The organism is Nocardia sp. NPDC051832, assembly GCF_040681285.1.
Lineage (GTDB): Bacteria > Actinomycetota > Actinomycetes > Mycobacteriales > Mycobacteriaceae > Nocardia.
In genome coordinates, this window is the sequence record NZ_JBFAYL010000001.1 from 1,964,673 (window position 1) to 1,980,366 (window position 15,694).

The 15,694-nt window shown below is 69.7% G+C and carries 1 protein-coding gene; it reads right to left on the reverse strand.

Going from position 1 to position 15,694, the window contains the following annotated elements; all coding sequences use genetic code 11:
• Window position 1: 1 nt before the first annotated feature.
• On the reverse strand, window positions 2-15,616 hold the full coding sequence (locus AB0M14_RS08785) for an amino acid adenylation domain-containing protein (protein WP_364990687.1): 15,615 nt from the start codon (window positions 15,614-15,616) through the stop codon (window positions 2-4).
• Window positions 15,617-15,694 lie beyond the last annotated feature (78 nt).

The following is a 15,694-nucleotide window of genomic DNA, read 5'->3' on the forward strand; positions in this document are numbered from 1 at the left end:
GCTACCACCACTCGTCCAGGACCTTGGCGATGTGGCGGAGGGCCGGGTCGGTGGTCATGCGCCAATGGGTTGCGGGGACAGGGTGATTGTGGACCGAGCCGGTTATGGCGGGGGTCCAGGTGGCGGCGGTGGAATTGGCGTTGTCGGTGGCGGTGAAGTAGACGAGGTCGCCGTCGAAGCGGGCGGGGTGGTGGGCGGCCAGGAGGGTTGCGGAGGATTCGGCGGCGGTGAGGGCGCGTTGGATTCGGGGAGCGCCGATCGAGGCGAAGGGTTCGGGGAGGGTGCTCAAGTAGTCGGCCAGGTGGGGTAGGTCGAGGGGCGTTTCGAGGTCGGCGGGGTCCGTGCCGAGGAGGCCGCCGAGGAGGTCGGGGAGGGAGACCTCGGTGGGTGCGAGGGCGGCGTGGGGGTGGTGGGTGTCGAGCATCGCGAGGAGGGCGACTTTTTCGCCCTGTTCCTGGAGTTGGACGGCCATGGCGTGGGCGAGGACGCCGCCGAGGGACCAGCCGAGGAGGTGGTAGGGGCCCTCGGGCTGGACGGTGCGGATCTGGTCGACATAGCGGGCCGCCCAGGATTCGATCGAATCCGGTAGGGGGGCAGCGGAACTCAGGGCCGGGGATTGCAGGCCGTAAATGGGGCGGTCGGGGTCCAGGTGGGCGGCCAGACCGGCGAAGGACCAGGCGATGCCGCCGATCGGGTGGACGCAGAAGAGCGGATCCGCGGAACCGGTGGGGCGAATCGGCAGCAAGATGTCGAAAGCCGCTTCGGTGCTGTGGGATTCGGCGGCAGTCTGCAATTGTGTGGCGATGCCCGCCGGGGTGGGGGTGGTGAACATCCAGAGCACCGGAACGGAGGTGGCTACGGCTTCGCTCAGGCGGGCCGTCAGCTCGGTGGCCAGCAGGGAGTTGCCGCCCAGTTCGAAGAAATTGTCGTCCAGGCCGATTCGAGGCAGGGCGAGGACCTCGGCGAAGGTTTCGCAGATCGTGGACTCGAGGGTGCTGGCGGGGGCGCGGTAGGTGCGGGGTTCGAAAGCCGGGTCCGGGAGGGCGTTTCGATCGAGCTTGCCGTTGGAATTGAGTGGGAGAGCGTCGAGGACCACGAAGGCCGACGGGACCATGTAGGAGGGCAGGGCCGCGACGAGCTCGGACTTCAGTTGCGCCACATAGTGGTTGGCACCTGGGTCGGCACCGAGCGCGTGCCGGGACGGGGTCGGAGGCACAACGTAGGCGACGAGGCAGTCGCCGGTGCGCGCATCAGACTTGGCGATCACCGCCGTCTGCGCGACCTCCGGCAACCCCAACAGGGCCGATTCGATCTCACCGAGTTCGATACGGAAACCACGGATCTTGACCTGGAAATCGGTACGACCCCGATAGTCCAGTTCACCACCGGTGTTCCAGGCGACCAGGTCACCAGTGCGGTACATGCGTGCGCCAGGCTGGAACGGGTTGGCCACGAACCGATCCGCGGTCAGATCCGCACGCCCGTGATACCCGCGCGCCAGCTGCGCACCCGCCAAATACAACTCGCCGGACACCCCTGCCGGGACCGGACGCAACCGCCCGTCCAGCACATAGGCCTGACTGTTCCACTGCGGCACACCGATCGGCACCGACAACACATCAGCCTCGGTGACCCGATGAGTGGTGATCGACACCGCAGCCTCTGTCGGACCGTAAAGGTTGAACAACTCCACCCGCGGCAACTCCCGCCGCAACCGCTGCGCGAGCGCACCCGGCAGGGCTTCACCGATCGCCAGCACCCGCCACAGCGAATCCGGCAGATCACCGGCAGCCAACAGCGCATCCAGCGTCGAGGGCACCACATGCAGGGTGGTCACCCACTCCTGGGCGATCAACTCATTCAGATAGACGGGATCACGATGCCCGTCCGGGGAAGCGATGACCAAACGACCACCACACACCGCCGCCGACCAGAACTCCCACACCGACAAATCGAAGGTCGCCGCCGTCTTCAACAACACCGCATCCGCGGCATCGAGCCCGAACTCCGCGGTCTTCCACAACAACTGATTCGCGATCGCACCATGTGAGACCGCGACACCCTTCGGCCGACCCGTCGAACCGGACGTGAAGAGGACATAGGCCGTGTTGGACGGACGCAACCGCGCGGGATCAGAGATCACAGTGGTCGGGTAGGCCGACAGATCCAGCTCGTCGAGTCGCACCACCGGCGCGATACCCGTGGCGAAGTCCGTATCAGCGTTGGTCAGAACGCAGACCGGGGACGCGGTTTCGAGGATGTAGTCGGTGCGCTCAGCGGCCTGGTCCGGATCGACCGGAACATAGGCGCCACCAGCGGTCGTGACCGCATACATCGCCACAACCAGATCGACCGAACGCCGGATCGCCAAGCCGACCCGCGACTCCGGGCCCACACCCAACGAGATCAGGTGCCGGGCAAGGCGATTCACCCGTGCAGCCAGCTCCGCGTAGGTCAGCTGGGTGCCGTCGTCGGTGACCAGCGCGGTCGCCTTCGGATCGGTCGCGACCGTGGCCGCCAGCAAAGACGCCAATGTCGCCGACGAATCCAGGTGCTGCGCGGTCGCATTTCGGGCCAGCAGCGCCGCCTGCTCGGTCGCGTCGAGCAGTTCGAGGTCACTCACCGCTGTCCGTGGGGCGGCCACGATCTCGGTCAGCAACCGCACGAAACGGTCCGCGAAACTCTGCACGGTCGAACGGTCGAACAGGTCGGTGGCGTAGGTGAGGAAACCACCGAGACCTGTTGGTGCGCCATCGGCGTCGTAGGTGTCGGCGACGATCAGGTGCAGGTCGAACTGGGAGAGTTGACGGTCGGCTGGCAGGCCCGAGACGGTCAATCCAGGTAGTTCCAAGGCTGATTGGGCGAGGTTTTGGAAGGACAAACCGACCTGGAACAGCGGGTGGCGGGCCGTGCTGCGTTGCGGGTTGAGGACTTCGACCAGACGCTCGAAGGGGACGTCCGCGTTGGCGAAGGCCTGGAGGTCGGTGTCGCGTTGGCGGGCGAGCAGATTGGTGAAGCCGGCGGTCGCGTCGTAGTGGGTGCGGAAGACGAGGGTGTTGACGAACATGCCGATGAGATCGTCGAGGGCGGCTTCGCCGCGGCCCGCCATGGGGGTGCCGATGGCGATGTCGTCGGTGCCCGACAGCCGAGCCAGCAGGACCGCGAGCGCGGTGTGCACAACCATGAACAGAGTCGCGCCCTCAGCGCGGGCCAAGTCCATCAGAGCGGCGTGTGTAGTGGCATCGATACGCAGGTCCACGCGGTCGCCTGCGTAGGACTGGACTGCGGGGCGGGGGCGGTCACGGGGTAGGTCCAGCTGGTCGGGGAGTCCGGAGAGGGCTTCACGCCAGTAGGCGATCTGTTCGGCGGCGATCGAGCCGGGCTGGTCCTCGCTGCCGAGGAGTTCGCGCTGCCACAGGGTGTAGTCGGCGTACTGGACCGGAAGGGGGTTCCAGTGCGGGGCTTCGCCCTTCGCGCACGCGGCGTAGGCGGTGACCAGGTCGCGGATGAGCGGGCCGCCGGAGAAGCCGTCACCGCTGATGTGGTGGACGACCAGGGCGAGGACGTAGTCCTGATCAGCGAGCTCGAACAGGACGGCGCGCAGCGGCACCTCGGTGGTGACGTCGAAGACCGTCGAGAGCAGCTCCGCTACGGCCAATTCCGCATCGGCCGGGCCGGCGCGTAGTTCGAGCTGCGGGACGTCCGGATGGGTGGGCGGCAGGATGACCTGCACGGGTCCGTCGGCGGTCTGCGGGTAGACGGTGCGCAGGATCTCGTGGCGTTCGACGAGGTCGGTGAAGGCTTGGCGCAGCGCGCTGACGTTCAGGGCGCCGGTGAGGCGCAGGGCGAGCGGGATGTTGTAGGCGGCCGACTGGGTATCGAAACGGTTGAGGAACCACATGCGCTGCTGCGCCGGGGACACCGGAATATGTTGTGGCCGTGGGCGTGCCACCAGCGCGCGGCGGTCGCGGGTACCGGTGGTGTCCGCGAGCCTGCGCGCGAGTTCGGCCACGGTGGGCGCGGTGAAGAGCAGCCGCACCGGGATTCGGGCGTGCACCGCTTCGCCGAGTCGCGCGGTCACGCGGGTGGCGAGCAGCGAGTTGCCGCCGAGGGCGAAGAAGTTGTCGTCGGCTCCGGCCCGTTCGATGCCGAGCACATCGGCGAACACCGCGGCGACGGCCCGCTCCCCTGCCGTCGCCGGCTCCCGGTAGGTGCTGGGCGCGAATTCCGGTGCGGGCAGGGCTTTCCGGTCCAGTTTGCCGACTGCTGTCAGCGGCACTTCGCCGAGCACGACGATCGCCGCGGGCACCATGTGCGGCGGCAGCGTTCGGGCCGCGAAGCGCAGCAAAGCATCGGGGTCGATCCCCTCGCCCGTCACATAACCCACGAGAACGGTGGCACCGCAGGTGTTCTCGCAGCCGACGGTGACCGCGTAGTCGACGGCCGGATGCGTGGTGAGCACCGCGTCGATCTCGGCGAGTTCGATCCGGAAACCGCGGATCTTCACCTGGAAGTCGGTGCGGCCCACGAACTCCAGTTCCCAGCCCGCAGCTTCGGTGCCGACCCAGCGGACCAGGTCGCCGGTGCGGTAGATCCGCTCTCCGGGCACACCCCAGGGATCGGCCACGAAACGCTCGGATGTCACGCCCGCCCGCCCGTGATAGCCGCGTGCGAGCGCGGGACCCGCCAGGTACAGCTCGCCGGTGGCGCCGGCGGGCACCGGCCGCAGCCGGGCGTCGAGCACGGCCGCCCGCACTCCGGGCACGGGCTGTCCGAGCGTAACCCGCTGTCCGGCGATCAGACCGGTGTAGGCGGCCCCGATCGTCGCCTCGGTCGGCCCGTAGCCGTTGATGAAACGGCGACCGGGCTGCCAGCGTGCGAGAAGTTCCGGCGTGGTCGCCTCGCCACCGGCGGAGACGACCTCGAGGTCGTCCAGACCCGCCGGATCGAGGGTGCCGAGCAGAGCCGGTGTGATGATGGTGTGCGTGATCCGCTCATCGCGCAGCAGATCGTGCAATTCCGCGCCGCCGACGATGTCCGGCGGCGAGACGACCAGCGTCGCGCCGCTGTAAAAGGCGGTGCACAGCTCTTCCACCGACTGGTCGAAGCTCGGCGAGCACACGTGCAGCATGCGATGGTCCGGCCCGAGCCGCAGCAGACTCGTCGAGTAGCCCACCAGTCCGCCGAGACCGGCATGCGTCACGGTGACGCCCTTGGGCAGGCCCGTCGAACCCGATGTGTAGATCACATAGGCCGGATTCGAAAGCCGCAGGGGCGCGGCACGATCGGCGTCCACCACCGGAGCGGCGGACTGCACCGCGCACAACCGCTCGGTCGACTCGTCGTCGAGCAGCAGCCAATCCACGGCATCGGGCCGGTCCGCCCGCAGCGCGCCGGTCGTGATCCCCACGACCGCACCGGAATCGGCGAGCATGTATCGAACCCGGTCAGCCGGGTAGCCCGGATCGATCGGCAGGTACGCGCCACCGGTCTTCGCGACCGCCCACACCGCGACCACCATCTCGTAGGAGCGCCGCAATGCCAGCGCCACAACCGTTTCCGGTGCGACGCCGCGCGCGATGAGCACCCGCGCCAGACGCGACGACCGCGCGTCGAGCTCACCGTAGGTATAGGAACGCCCGTCCTCGCGTACCGCGACCCGGGCCCGGCCGAAACTGAGTCCACGGGTGAGGATTTCGGGCAGCGACCCGCTGTCGGCAGGAGTGCCGCCACCCATACGGGTGAGCCGCTGGTACTCGTTCCCGGCCAGCAACGGCACATCGATCACCCGCGCCCGGGGCCGCTCCACCATGCCGGCGAGTACCCGGCGCAGCCGGTCGGCCACGTCCTTGGCGGTCGCGTCGGCGATCATATCCCGCCGGTACTTCACCTGCACCAGCGTCTGCGCGCCGAGGAAGACCAGCACGGTGATCGGATAGTGCGTGTAGTCCGCGCCCTGCAAGCCTTCCACCCGGAGCCCGTCCAGCGCGCCGCCGGCTTTCCGCAGCCCCTCGACATCGACCGGGTAGGACTCGAAAACCAGCATGGTGTCGAACAATTCACCCTGCCCGGCGATGCGCTGGATCGCGCTCAACCCGAGGTGATGGTGGTCCAGCAGTGCGACCTGTTCGGCCTGTACGGATTCCACCAGCGCATCCACCGTGGTGTCGGTGGCGAACCGGATCCGCACCGGGATGGCGTCGACGAAAAGGCCGATCATGTCGCCGATTCCGTCGAGCTGCGCCGGGCGGCCCGAGATGGTGGCGCCGAAGACGATGTCGTCGCGCCCGGTGCTGCCCGCGACGACCAGCCCCCAGGCGGCCTGGAGCACCGTGTTCGCGGTGACCTCGGCAGCCGACGCGTAGGCGGTGAGCGCCGCGGTTTCCGTGGCGGACAAGGTGAATTCGCACAGACCGTAGCCGCTGCCCGGGCGTGCGGACGCGGGGAGCTCGGGACCGAGCATGGTCGGCGTGACGTCCGTCAGGACTTCCGCCCACGCACGTTCCGCCGCATCGCGATCCTGCTGGGCGAGCCAGCGCAGATAGTCCCGGTAGGGCCGGACCGTGGGCAGCAGGTCCGCGTCGCCGCCGGCGGCGTACAGCACCAGAAGTTCCTTCATCAACAACGGCATGGACCAGCCGTCGAGCAGGATGTGGTGCCCGGTCAGGACCAGGTGGCTGGGCCCGGAGTCGTTGCGGTACACGGTGAATCGCAGCAACGGCGCGGTAGCGGGGTCGAATCCGCGCCGGCGCTCGCCGGCCAGCAACTCCGGCAGCTCCGCCGCCGTGACGCCGTCGACCACCTGCCACGGCACCTCGACGGCGTCGAGCACCAATTGCACCGGCGTCCCGTCGGCCGCCGCGACGAATGCCGTCCGCAGGTTCGCGTGCCGATCCAGGATGGCCTGCGCGGACCGCCGCAACCGGCCCATATCCAGCTCGCCGCCCAGCTGCGCCGCCAACTGGATGATGTACGCCTCGACCGAATCGTCCAGGAGTTCCATCAGCACCCGCAGCGCGCCCTGCAACGGCGAGAGCGGCAGCACGTCGGTCAGCCCGGTGTAGTCGGCCCGCCACCGGTTCAGCTCGGGCTGGGAGACTCGCACCAGGGGCACATCCGACGGTGTAAGCCCGCCCGCCCCTGGCTGTTTCGCGTGTTCGGCGAACGCGGCGAGCGCGTCCGACCATTCGTCGGCGAGTTCCCGCACCGCCGCCTCGTCCAGAATCCGCGCGGCGTATCGGAAGCTCGCCTCCATCCGCGGGCCGTCCGCGGTGTCGGCGACGATCGCGTTGATGTCGACGACCGCGCCGACCGGCAGATCGTGCTCGATATCCAGCTCGCCGAGCACACCGGTCGGCATCCAGTCGGCGAGGTCCGCGGGCGCGCCCGCCGACGCACGGCCGAGATAGTTGAAGCCGATCTGCCCGGGGTCGCCGCCGAGCAGCTCCGCGGTCTCCCGGTTCAGGTGCCGCAGCAGCCCGAACCCGATGCCTTTGTCCGGCACCGCGATCAGTTGTTCCTTGACCGACCCGAGCACTGCCGCGAGCCCCGCGCCCTCGGCGTCTTCGACTTCGGACAGGTCGATCGCCACGGGGTAGAGGCTGGTGAACCAGCCCAGGGTTCGGGTGAGATCGGCTCCGGGAACGACGGTTTCCTCGCGACCGTGGCCTTCGAGTCGAATCCGCGTGACCGGCGCGTCGATACCGCGCCGCCTGCGCCAGGTCCGCACCGCGAGCGCGAGCGCCGCGAGCAGCGCGTCATTGACGCCCGCGCGGTACAGCGCCGGCAGCGTCGTCAGCACCGCCTCGGTGACCTCGGGCGGCACCGGCACCGTGAACGACCGGATGGTGGCCGAAGTGTCGACGGCGCCGTCGATGGCCCGCGCGCCCAGCAAGGGATCCGGAGTGGCCAGCACGCGCTGCCAGAAACCGGCCTCGGACACGCGGCTGGGCGCGACCGCCGCGTCGGCCAGCCCGTGCGCCCAGCGCCGCACGGAGGTGCCCACCGCGGGCAGCGTGATCTGCTGACCGGCCGCGTACTGCGCCCAGGCCAGCGCCAGATCGGGGATCAGAATTCGCCAGGAGACGCCGTCGATCACGTAGTGGTGCGCCGCGATCGCCAGCACGTCCGCGGCGCCCGCGCGGCGGATCCAGGTGCAGGCCAGCATCCGGGCGGCGGCGGGCGCCAGCGCGTCCAGCGCGGAAGCCATGGCGGCGCTGCCGATTCGCGTGAGTTCCGCACCATCGACATCGCTGTCCACGACGACCTCGGAGAGCAGTGCCGGGATGTCCACCGCGGTAGGCAAGGTCTCGAACCGCCAGCGCTCGTCCTCGAACCAGACCCGGGAACGCAGGATCTCGTGCCGGTCGAACACCGCGCCGAGGGTGGCGATCAGCCCCGCCCGGTCGATCCCTGCGGGCAGCGCCAGCACCATCGTCTGCGCGAACCGGTCCGAGGAACTGGTGGACAGATACTCGGCGAGGATCGGCGTCAGCGGAATGTCGCCGATGCCGCCACCGGGCAGCTCCGCCAGCACGACCGGCGCCGCGCCGCCCACGGCCGCGATCCGGGCCAGCCCGGCGACGGTCCGCTGCTCGAACACATCCCGGGCGGTGAAGACGATCCCGGCCGCTTTGGCCCGCGACACCAGCTGGATCGACATGATGCTGTCGCCGCCGATCGCGAAGAACGAATCGTCCGCGCCCACGTCGGGCACGCCGAGCACCTGGGTGAACAGGTGCGCCAGTTGGGCTTCGACGGGACCCAGCGGGGCCCGCGCCGCCGCTGTCTCGAAGACCGGCTGCGGCAGCGCTTTTCGATCCAGCTTGCCGTTGCCGGTCAGCGGGAGCTCGTCCAGAACGACGAGCGCGGCGGGCACCATATGCGCGGGCAGAATCGTCGCGGCATGGGCGCTGAGCGCCGCCGTGTCGACCGTAGCGCCTGGCGCCGCAAGCAGATACGACACCAGCGCGGTGGCGCCGGAGGGCATGGTCCGCCCGAGCGTGACGGCGAACTCGACCTCCGGGCGCCCGCTCAGCACCGCGTCGATCTCGCCGAGTTCGACGCGGAAGCCACGGACCTTCACCTGCGCGTCGGAACGCCCGGCATATTCCATCTGCCAGTCGGTGTCGTTCGCGGCGTACCAGCGAACGAGGTCACCGGTGCGATACATGCGCGCACCGGGCGCACCCCAGGGATTCGGGACGAAACGCTCGGCGGTCAGCCCGGCCCGGTTGCGGTAGCCGCGCGCCAGCCCGCCGCCCGCCAGATACAGCTCACCCGTGACCCCCGGCGGAACCGGGTTCAGCCGCGCGTCGAGTACCAGGGCGGACATGCCGTGCAGCGGAGCGCCGATCGTAATCCGCTGTCCCGCGACCAATTCCATGAACGAGCACATGATGGTCGCCTCGGTCGGACCGTAGGCGTTGAGGAAGCGGCGGCCGGGCTGCCATTTCGCCAGCAGCTCGGGGGTCAGCACGTCGCCGCCGACGAACGCCACCTCGAAGTGGTCGAGTCCGGCCGGATCTACGGTGCCCAGCACCGCCGGGGTGATGATCGTGTGCGTGACCGCCTCGGCCCGCAGCAGCTCGCCGAGTTCCGCGCCGCCGGCGATCGACGGCGGTACCACGACCAGCGTCGCCCCGACCGCCAGCGCGCACAACCATTCCAGCACGGAGGGATCGAAGCTGGGCGAGCAGATGTGCAGGAACCGATGGTGCGGTTCCAGCTGATACCCGCGGACCGACGCGTCGAGCAGGCCGCCGAGTCCGGTGTGGGTGACGGTGACGCCCTTGGGCAGTCCGGTGGAGCCGGAGGTGTAGATGACGTAGGCGGGATGCCGGAGGCGCAGCGGCGCAAGGCGATCCGCGTCGGCGACCGGGGCCCCCGAGCGCGCGGCGCACAGCTCCGCGGTCACCGGCTGGTCGAGCACGAGCCAGTCGACTCCGCCGGGTAGTTGGTCCACGTACTCGGCACTGGTAATACCCAGCACCGCAGCGGAATCGGCGATCATGTGCCGGACTCGATCGGCCGGGTAGCCCGGGTCGACGGGCACGTGCGCGCCGCCGGCCTTGGCGATCGCCAGCACAGCGATCACCAGCTCCGCGGAGCGCGGCAGGCTCACCGCGACCAGAGTTTCGGGCCCCACACCACGCTCGATCAGGACCCGCGCCAAACGCGAACTGCGGTCGTCGAGTTCGCCGTAGGTGATCGACCGGCCGCGATCGCGCACCGCGACCCGGTCCCGGCCCAGCGCCACGCCCCTGGTCAACAGGTCGGGCAGCAGACCGGTGGCCATCACGTCGTCGGCGGTCACGTGCGTCAGCCGGGCCAGCTCAGCGGCGCCGAGCAGCGGCAGGTCACCCACCGGCGTCTCCGGCTGCCGCACCACGGCGGCCAGCAGGCGGACGAATCGCTCGGCCAGGACCTCGACTGTGTGCCGGTCGAACAGTTCGGTGGCGAACCCGAAGTCCGCGACGATTCCCGCCGCGTTGTGTTCTTCCCGAATGTGCAGGGCGAGTTCATGGTGCGGCGCGGTCGCGGATTCGACCGGGCGGGGGCATTCACCGCCGGACAAGATGACCTGAACGAGAGCGCCGCCCGCGTCCTCGCCCGTGGCGGACCGCTCGGCGGCCACCAGCGCGGCCAGCGCGCCGAAGGACAGGTCGGTGCGCGTAAGGGCTTGCAGTGCGACCTCTTTCGCCTCCGCCAGCAGATAATCGAAGGACATCTGCCCGGCTACCCGCGTCCGGAGGATCACGCCGTCGGCCCAGTCGTCGCGGCCCGCGACCACGGAGCGAACCGAGGTTCCGATGGGGATGTCGTCGGCGCCCGATAGTCGCGCGAGCAGCAGTGCGAGGGTCGCGTGGACGACGGTGAAGACCGTGGTGTCGCGGCCGCGCGCGAACTGGTGCAAGCGATGGTGCAGATCCGCCGCGATGTCGACGACCACCCGCTCGTCCGCGGCGACTACCGCCGTTGTTCTCGGACGATCCACCGGCAGGTTCAGTTCCCGCGGGAGGTCCGCCAGCGTGGCACGCCAATACCGCGTCTGCGCGATCAGGTCGTTGCGTTCACAGAAGTGCCGCTCCAGGTCGGCGGGCGTGCGCTCGGGAGCGGCGACGAATTCGGCGAGCACGGCGCGCAATCGGTGCGCGAGCGCTTCCGCGGTCGCGGTGTCGACCAGGTCGTGGCGGTGCTGCACGCCGATCCGCAGTTCGGTGCCCAGCTCCACCTGCACCGCGACCGGGTAGTGGGTGAGGTTGCCGCCGTGCAGGCCCACGATCTCCAGCCCGTCGATCGAGCCGTAGGCATCGCGCAGACCGTCGGCGTCGACCGGATACGACTCGTAGGCCAGCAGCGAGTCGAACAGCTCACCCGCGCCGGCGACCCGCTGGATCTCGGCCAAGCCCAGATGATGCGCTTCCAGCAGCGAAACCTGTTCGGCCTGAAGTTGTCTCACCAACTCGGCTACTGATGCTTCGACGTCGATACGCACCCGCACCGGAATAGTGTTCGCGAACAGGCCAACCATCGCGTCGACGCCGTCGAGTTGCGGCGGGCGGCCGGAAACCACCGCGCCGAAGACGATGTCGTCCACGCCGGTGCACGAGGCCAGCACCAGGCCCCAGGCCGCCTGGATCACCGTATTCACCGTGACCTCGACGGTTGCGGCGAAGGCCTGTAGCGCTGCGGTTTCCCCGGCGGTCAGGTCGGCAGCGCGTATTCCGTGACCGCCGGCCGGAACAGCGGGCGGCGCAAGAGCTTCGGTCAGCCGCGTCGGACGCGCCCCGGCCAGCGCCGACTTCCAGGCGCCCAGCGTGGCGTCCCGGTCGTAACGCGCCAGCCATGCCAGGTAGTCGCGGTACGGCCGGACTCGCGGCAGCACCGCCGAATCACCGTCTGCCGCATACGAAAGCAGCAGCTCCTTCATCAGCAGCGGCATCGACCAGCCGTCCAGCAGCAGATGATGCGCCGTCAGGATCAAATGCGTGCGCCCAGAGCCGGTGCGGTACACCGTGAAACGCAGCAGCGGCGCGACGCCCGGATCGAAACCCACCCGCTGTTCGGCCGCCAGCAACGAGTCCGGATCGGCGTCGGCGGTGTCCCGCACCTGCCACGAGACCGAAATCCCCGCCGCGACCAGCTGAACCGGAATGCCGTCGGCGGTCGACTCGAATGCGGTGCGCAGGATGGCATGCCGATCCAGCACGGTCTGTGCCGCCCGCCGCAGCCGATCCAGATCGACGAGGCCGGACAGCTCCACCCCGAGCTGCAACAGGTACGGGTCGGACTCGGAAATCTGGGAGAGATAGAGCAGTCCGGCTTGCAGCGGCGACGGGGGCAGCACGTCCACCAGCCCCGGGCGCTGCCGCTGCCAGGCATCGAGCTCGTCCTGGCCGACCCGTACCAGCGGCACATCGGAGGGCGTCAGCCCACCGGCGGCCGGATCCTGGACATGCTCGGCGAGCCGGGTCAACGCGGTCACCCAGTGCCCGGCCAGCTCCCGCACCGCGGATTCGCCGAGGATGCCCGACGCGTAGGCGAAGGAGGCGGTCAGCTCCGCACCGTCGGTGACGATCGCGTTGATGTCCACCACGGCGGCCGCGGGCAGCGCCGGATCCTGGGCGGCCTCAGGTTCGCCCCAGTCGGCGGTCGGGAGCCAGCCGTGCCCGGCCAAGCCCTCGTCGCCGGTGGAAATCCGGCCGAGGTAATTGAATCCGATCTGGCCGAGCGAACCGTCCAGCTGGTCCCGGACGCCCCGATCGAACCGCCGCAGGATGCCGAAGCCGATGCCTCTGTCCGGCACCGCCAGCAGTTGCTCCTTGACCGATTTGAGGATCGCGGCCAGTGCCGTGCCTTCGGCGGCCCGGTCGGCCGGGTGGCCGGAAAGGTCGATCGCCACCGGGTACATGGAGGTGAACCAGCCGATGGTGCGCGTCAAATCCGCACCGGGGACGGCGTTTTCCTCGCGGCCGTGGCCTTCGAGCCGGATCCTGGTGGCCGCCACGTCGACCCCGCGGTCCGCCCGCCAGGTCCGCACCGCCAGGGCCAGTGCGGCGAGCAGTCCGTCGTTGACCCCGCCCCGGTACCGGCTGGGTAGTTCGGTCAGCACCGCGTGTGTGACGGCGGCGGGCACCGTGACGGTGAACCGGCGCACCGTGGCCGCGGTGTCGAGCACCGGGTCCAACTCCCGGCTGCCCAGGAGCGGGTCGTCGACCGCCAGAACCTGCTGCCAGTAAGGCAATTCGGCGCTGCGGTCGGTAGCGATCAGGCCGTGCGCCCAGCGCCGGAACGACGTGCCCACGGCGGGCAGCGTGCCCGGCTGCGCGTCGCGCACTCGCGCCCAGGCGGCAACCAGGTCCGAGATCAGGATCCGCCACGAAACGCCGTCGATCACATAGTGATGCACGGCGAGGATCAGCGCGTCGGGTCCCTCGGGCCGCGCCAGCCAGGTGCAGGCGAGCATGCGGCCCGCCGCGGGGTCCAGCCGGTCCAGCGCGGAATCCATTGCGGCGTCGGCAGTTACGGCCAGCTCTGCGGGCTCCAGCCCGTCGGCCACCTCGACGCGGGTGAGCAAGGCATCGACGTCCAGCGCGCCCCGCGGCAGTGTCCGCAGCCGCCACTCCCCGGATTCGGACCGCAGTTGCGCTCGCAGGATGTCGTGCTGGTCGATCACCGCGGTCAGGGTGTCCACCAACGCTTTTCGCTCGATCCCGGCAGGCAGCTCGAGCACCATCTGCTGGGTGAACCGGTCGAACGCGCCGTGGTCCAGATAAGCCGCGAGCACCGGCGTCAGCGGGATCTCCCCGACGCCCCCGCCGGGCAACTCGACGAGCACCGGGATGGACTCCACGCCGGCCTCGGCGATCCGCGCCAATCCGGCGACCGTGCGCTGCTCGAATACGTCCTGCGGTGTGAACGCGATTCCCGCCGCTCGGGCCCGTGACACCAGCTGGATCGACAGAATGCTGTCCCCACCGGCGGCGAAGAACGAATCCTCGGCCCCGATCCGTTCTACTCCGAGGACCTGAGCGAACAACTCGGCGATCCGGGTTTCCAGTGCGCCCTCGGGCGCGCGCGAGGACGCCGCCTCGAACACCGGCTCCGGCAGCGCCTGCCGGTCGAGTTTCCCGTTGGCGGTCAAGGGGATCGCGTCCAGAACGACGAACGCCGACGGAACCATGTGACTGGGCAGCGCGGCTCCGGCGAATCGGGCGAGCTCGGCCTGGTCCAGCTCGAACCCACTGCGCGGCAGCACATACGAGACCAGCAGTGTCGCTCCCGACGGTGCGACCTTGCCAAGCGTCGCGGCATAGTCGATGTCCGGATGTGCGGTCAGCGCGGCGTCGATCTCGCCGAGTTCGATGCGGAAGCCACGCACCTTCACCTGGAAATCCGTGCGGCCCAGGTATTCCAGCGTGCCATCGCCTCGACGGCGTACCAGATCACCGGTGCGGTACATCCGCGCGCCCGGCGCGCCATAGGGGTTGGCCACGAATCGTTCGGAAGTCAGGTCGGCCCGGCCCAGGTACCCCTGCGCGAGCGCAGGCCCGGAGAGATACAGCTCGCCGGTCACCTCCGCCGGTACCGGCCGCAAACGCGAATCCAGCACCACCGCACCGACTCCGGCGAGCGCGCTGCCGACGGTGATCGGCTCGCCCGGCGTCAGCTCGGCGGTGCCGGTGGCGAGAATCGTGGCCTCGGTCGGCCCGTAGCCGTTGTAGAAGGACCGACCGGGCGCCCAGCGCTCGACCAGACCCGGCCCGAACGCGTCGCCCGCGACGACCACGGTCCGCAACGCGTCCAGCCCGGCCGGCTCCACCGACTCCAGCGCGGCCGGGGTAATCAGCAGGTGCGTAACCCGTTCCGCTCGAAGCAGATCCGCGAGATCCGCACCGCCGAACACCGAGGGCGGTGCGACAACCAGCGTCGCACCGGAGCTGAAGGCCAGCAGCAGCTCCAGCACCGACACATCGAAATTCGGCGAACAGACGTGCAGCACACGGGAATCCGCGCCGACCGCGTACTGCTCCCGCTGCGCGGTGACCAGCGCGGCCACACCGGTGTGGGTTACCACCACGCCCTTGGGGCGGCCGGTGGACCCGGAGGTGTAGATGACGTACGCCGGATGCTGATCGCTGAGGACACGCACCCGGTCCAGGTAGGACACCGGATGACCGGGCTGCGCGGCGATCCGCTCCCGCAGCCCCGGCTCGTCGATCGCGAGCCATTCGGTCCCCAGGCTCTCCCGCTGCGCCTCGTCCAGACGCGCGCGATGGGCCGCGGCGGTCACGCCGAGCACCGCGCGGGAATCGGCCAGCAGGTAGTCGATGCGATCGGCGGGCAGCGTGGGATCGACCGGCACGTAGGCCGCGCCGGTTTTGGCGACCGCCCAGACGGCCAGCACGGACTCGAGGGACCGGGTGAAACCGACGGCGACGACGTCGCCCGGGCCGACCCCGCGCTCGATCAGCTCGCGCGCTAGCCGCGACGACGCCTCGTCGAGTTCGGTGTAGGTCAGCTCGCGCTGATCCTGTGGCGCACCGGTCGGGTTGTAGCGAACGGCTATCGAATCGGCCGCGGATTCCACGGCGGCGGTGAGCAACTGAACCAAGAGCGGACTGCTGGACCGGCGACGGTTTCGACCTCGAACAGCGCGACGAACCCCATCCATTCGAGTACTACATCCCTC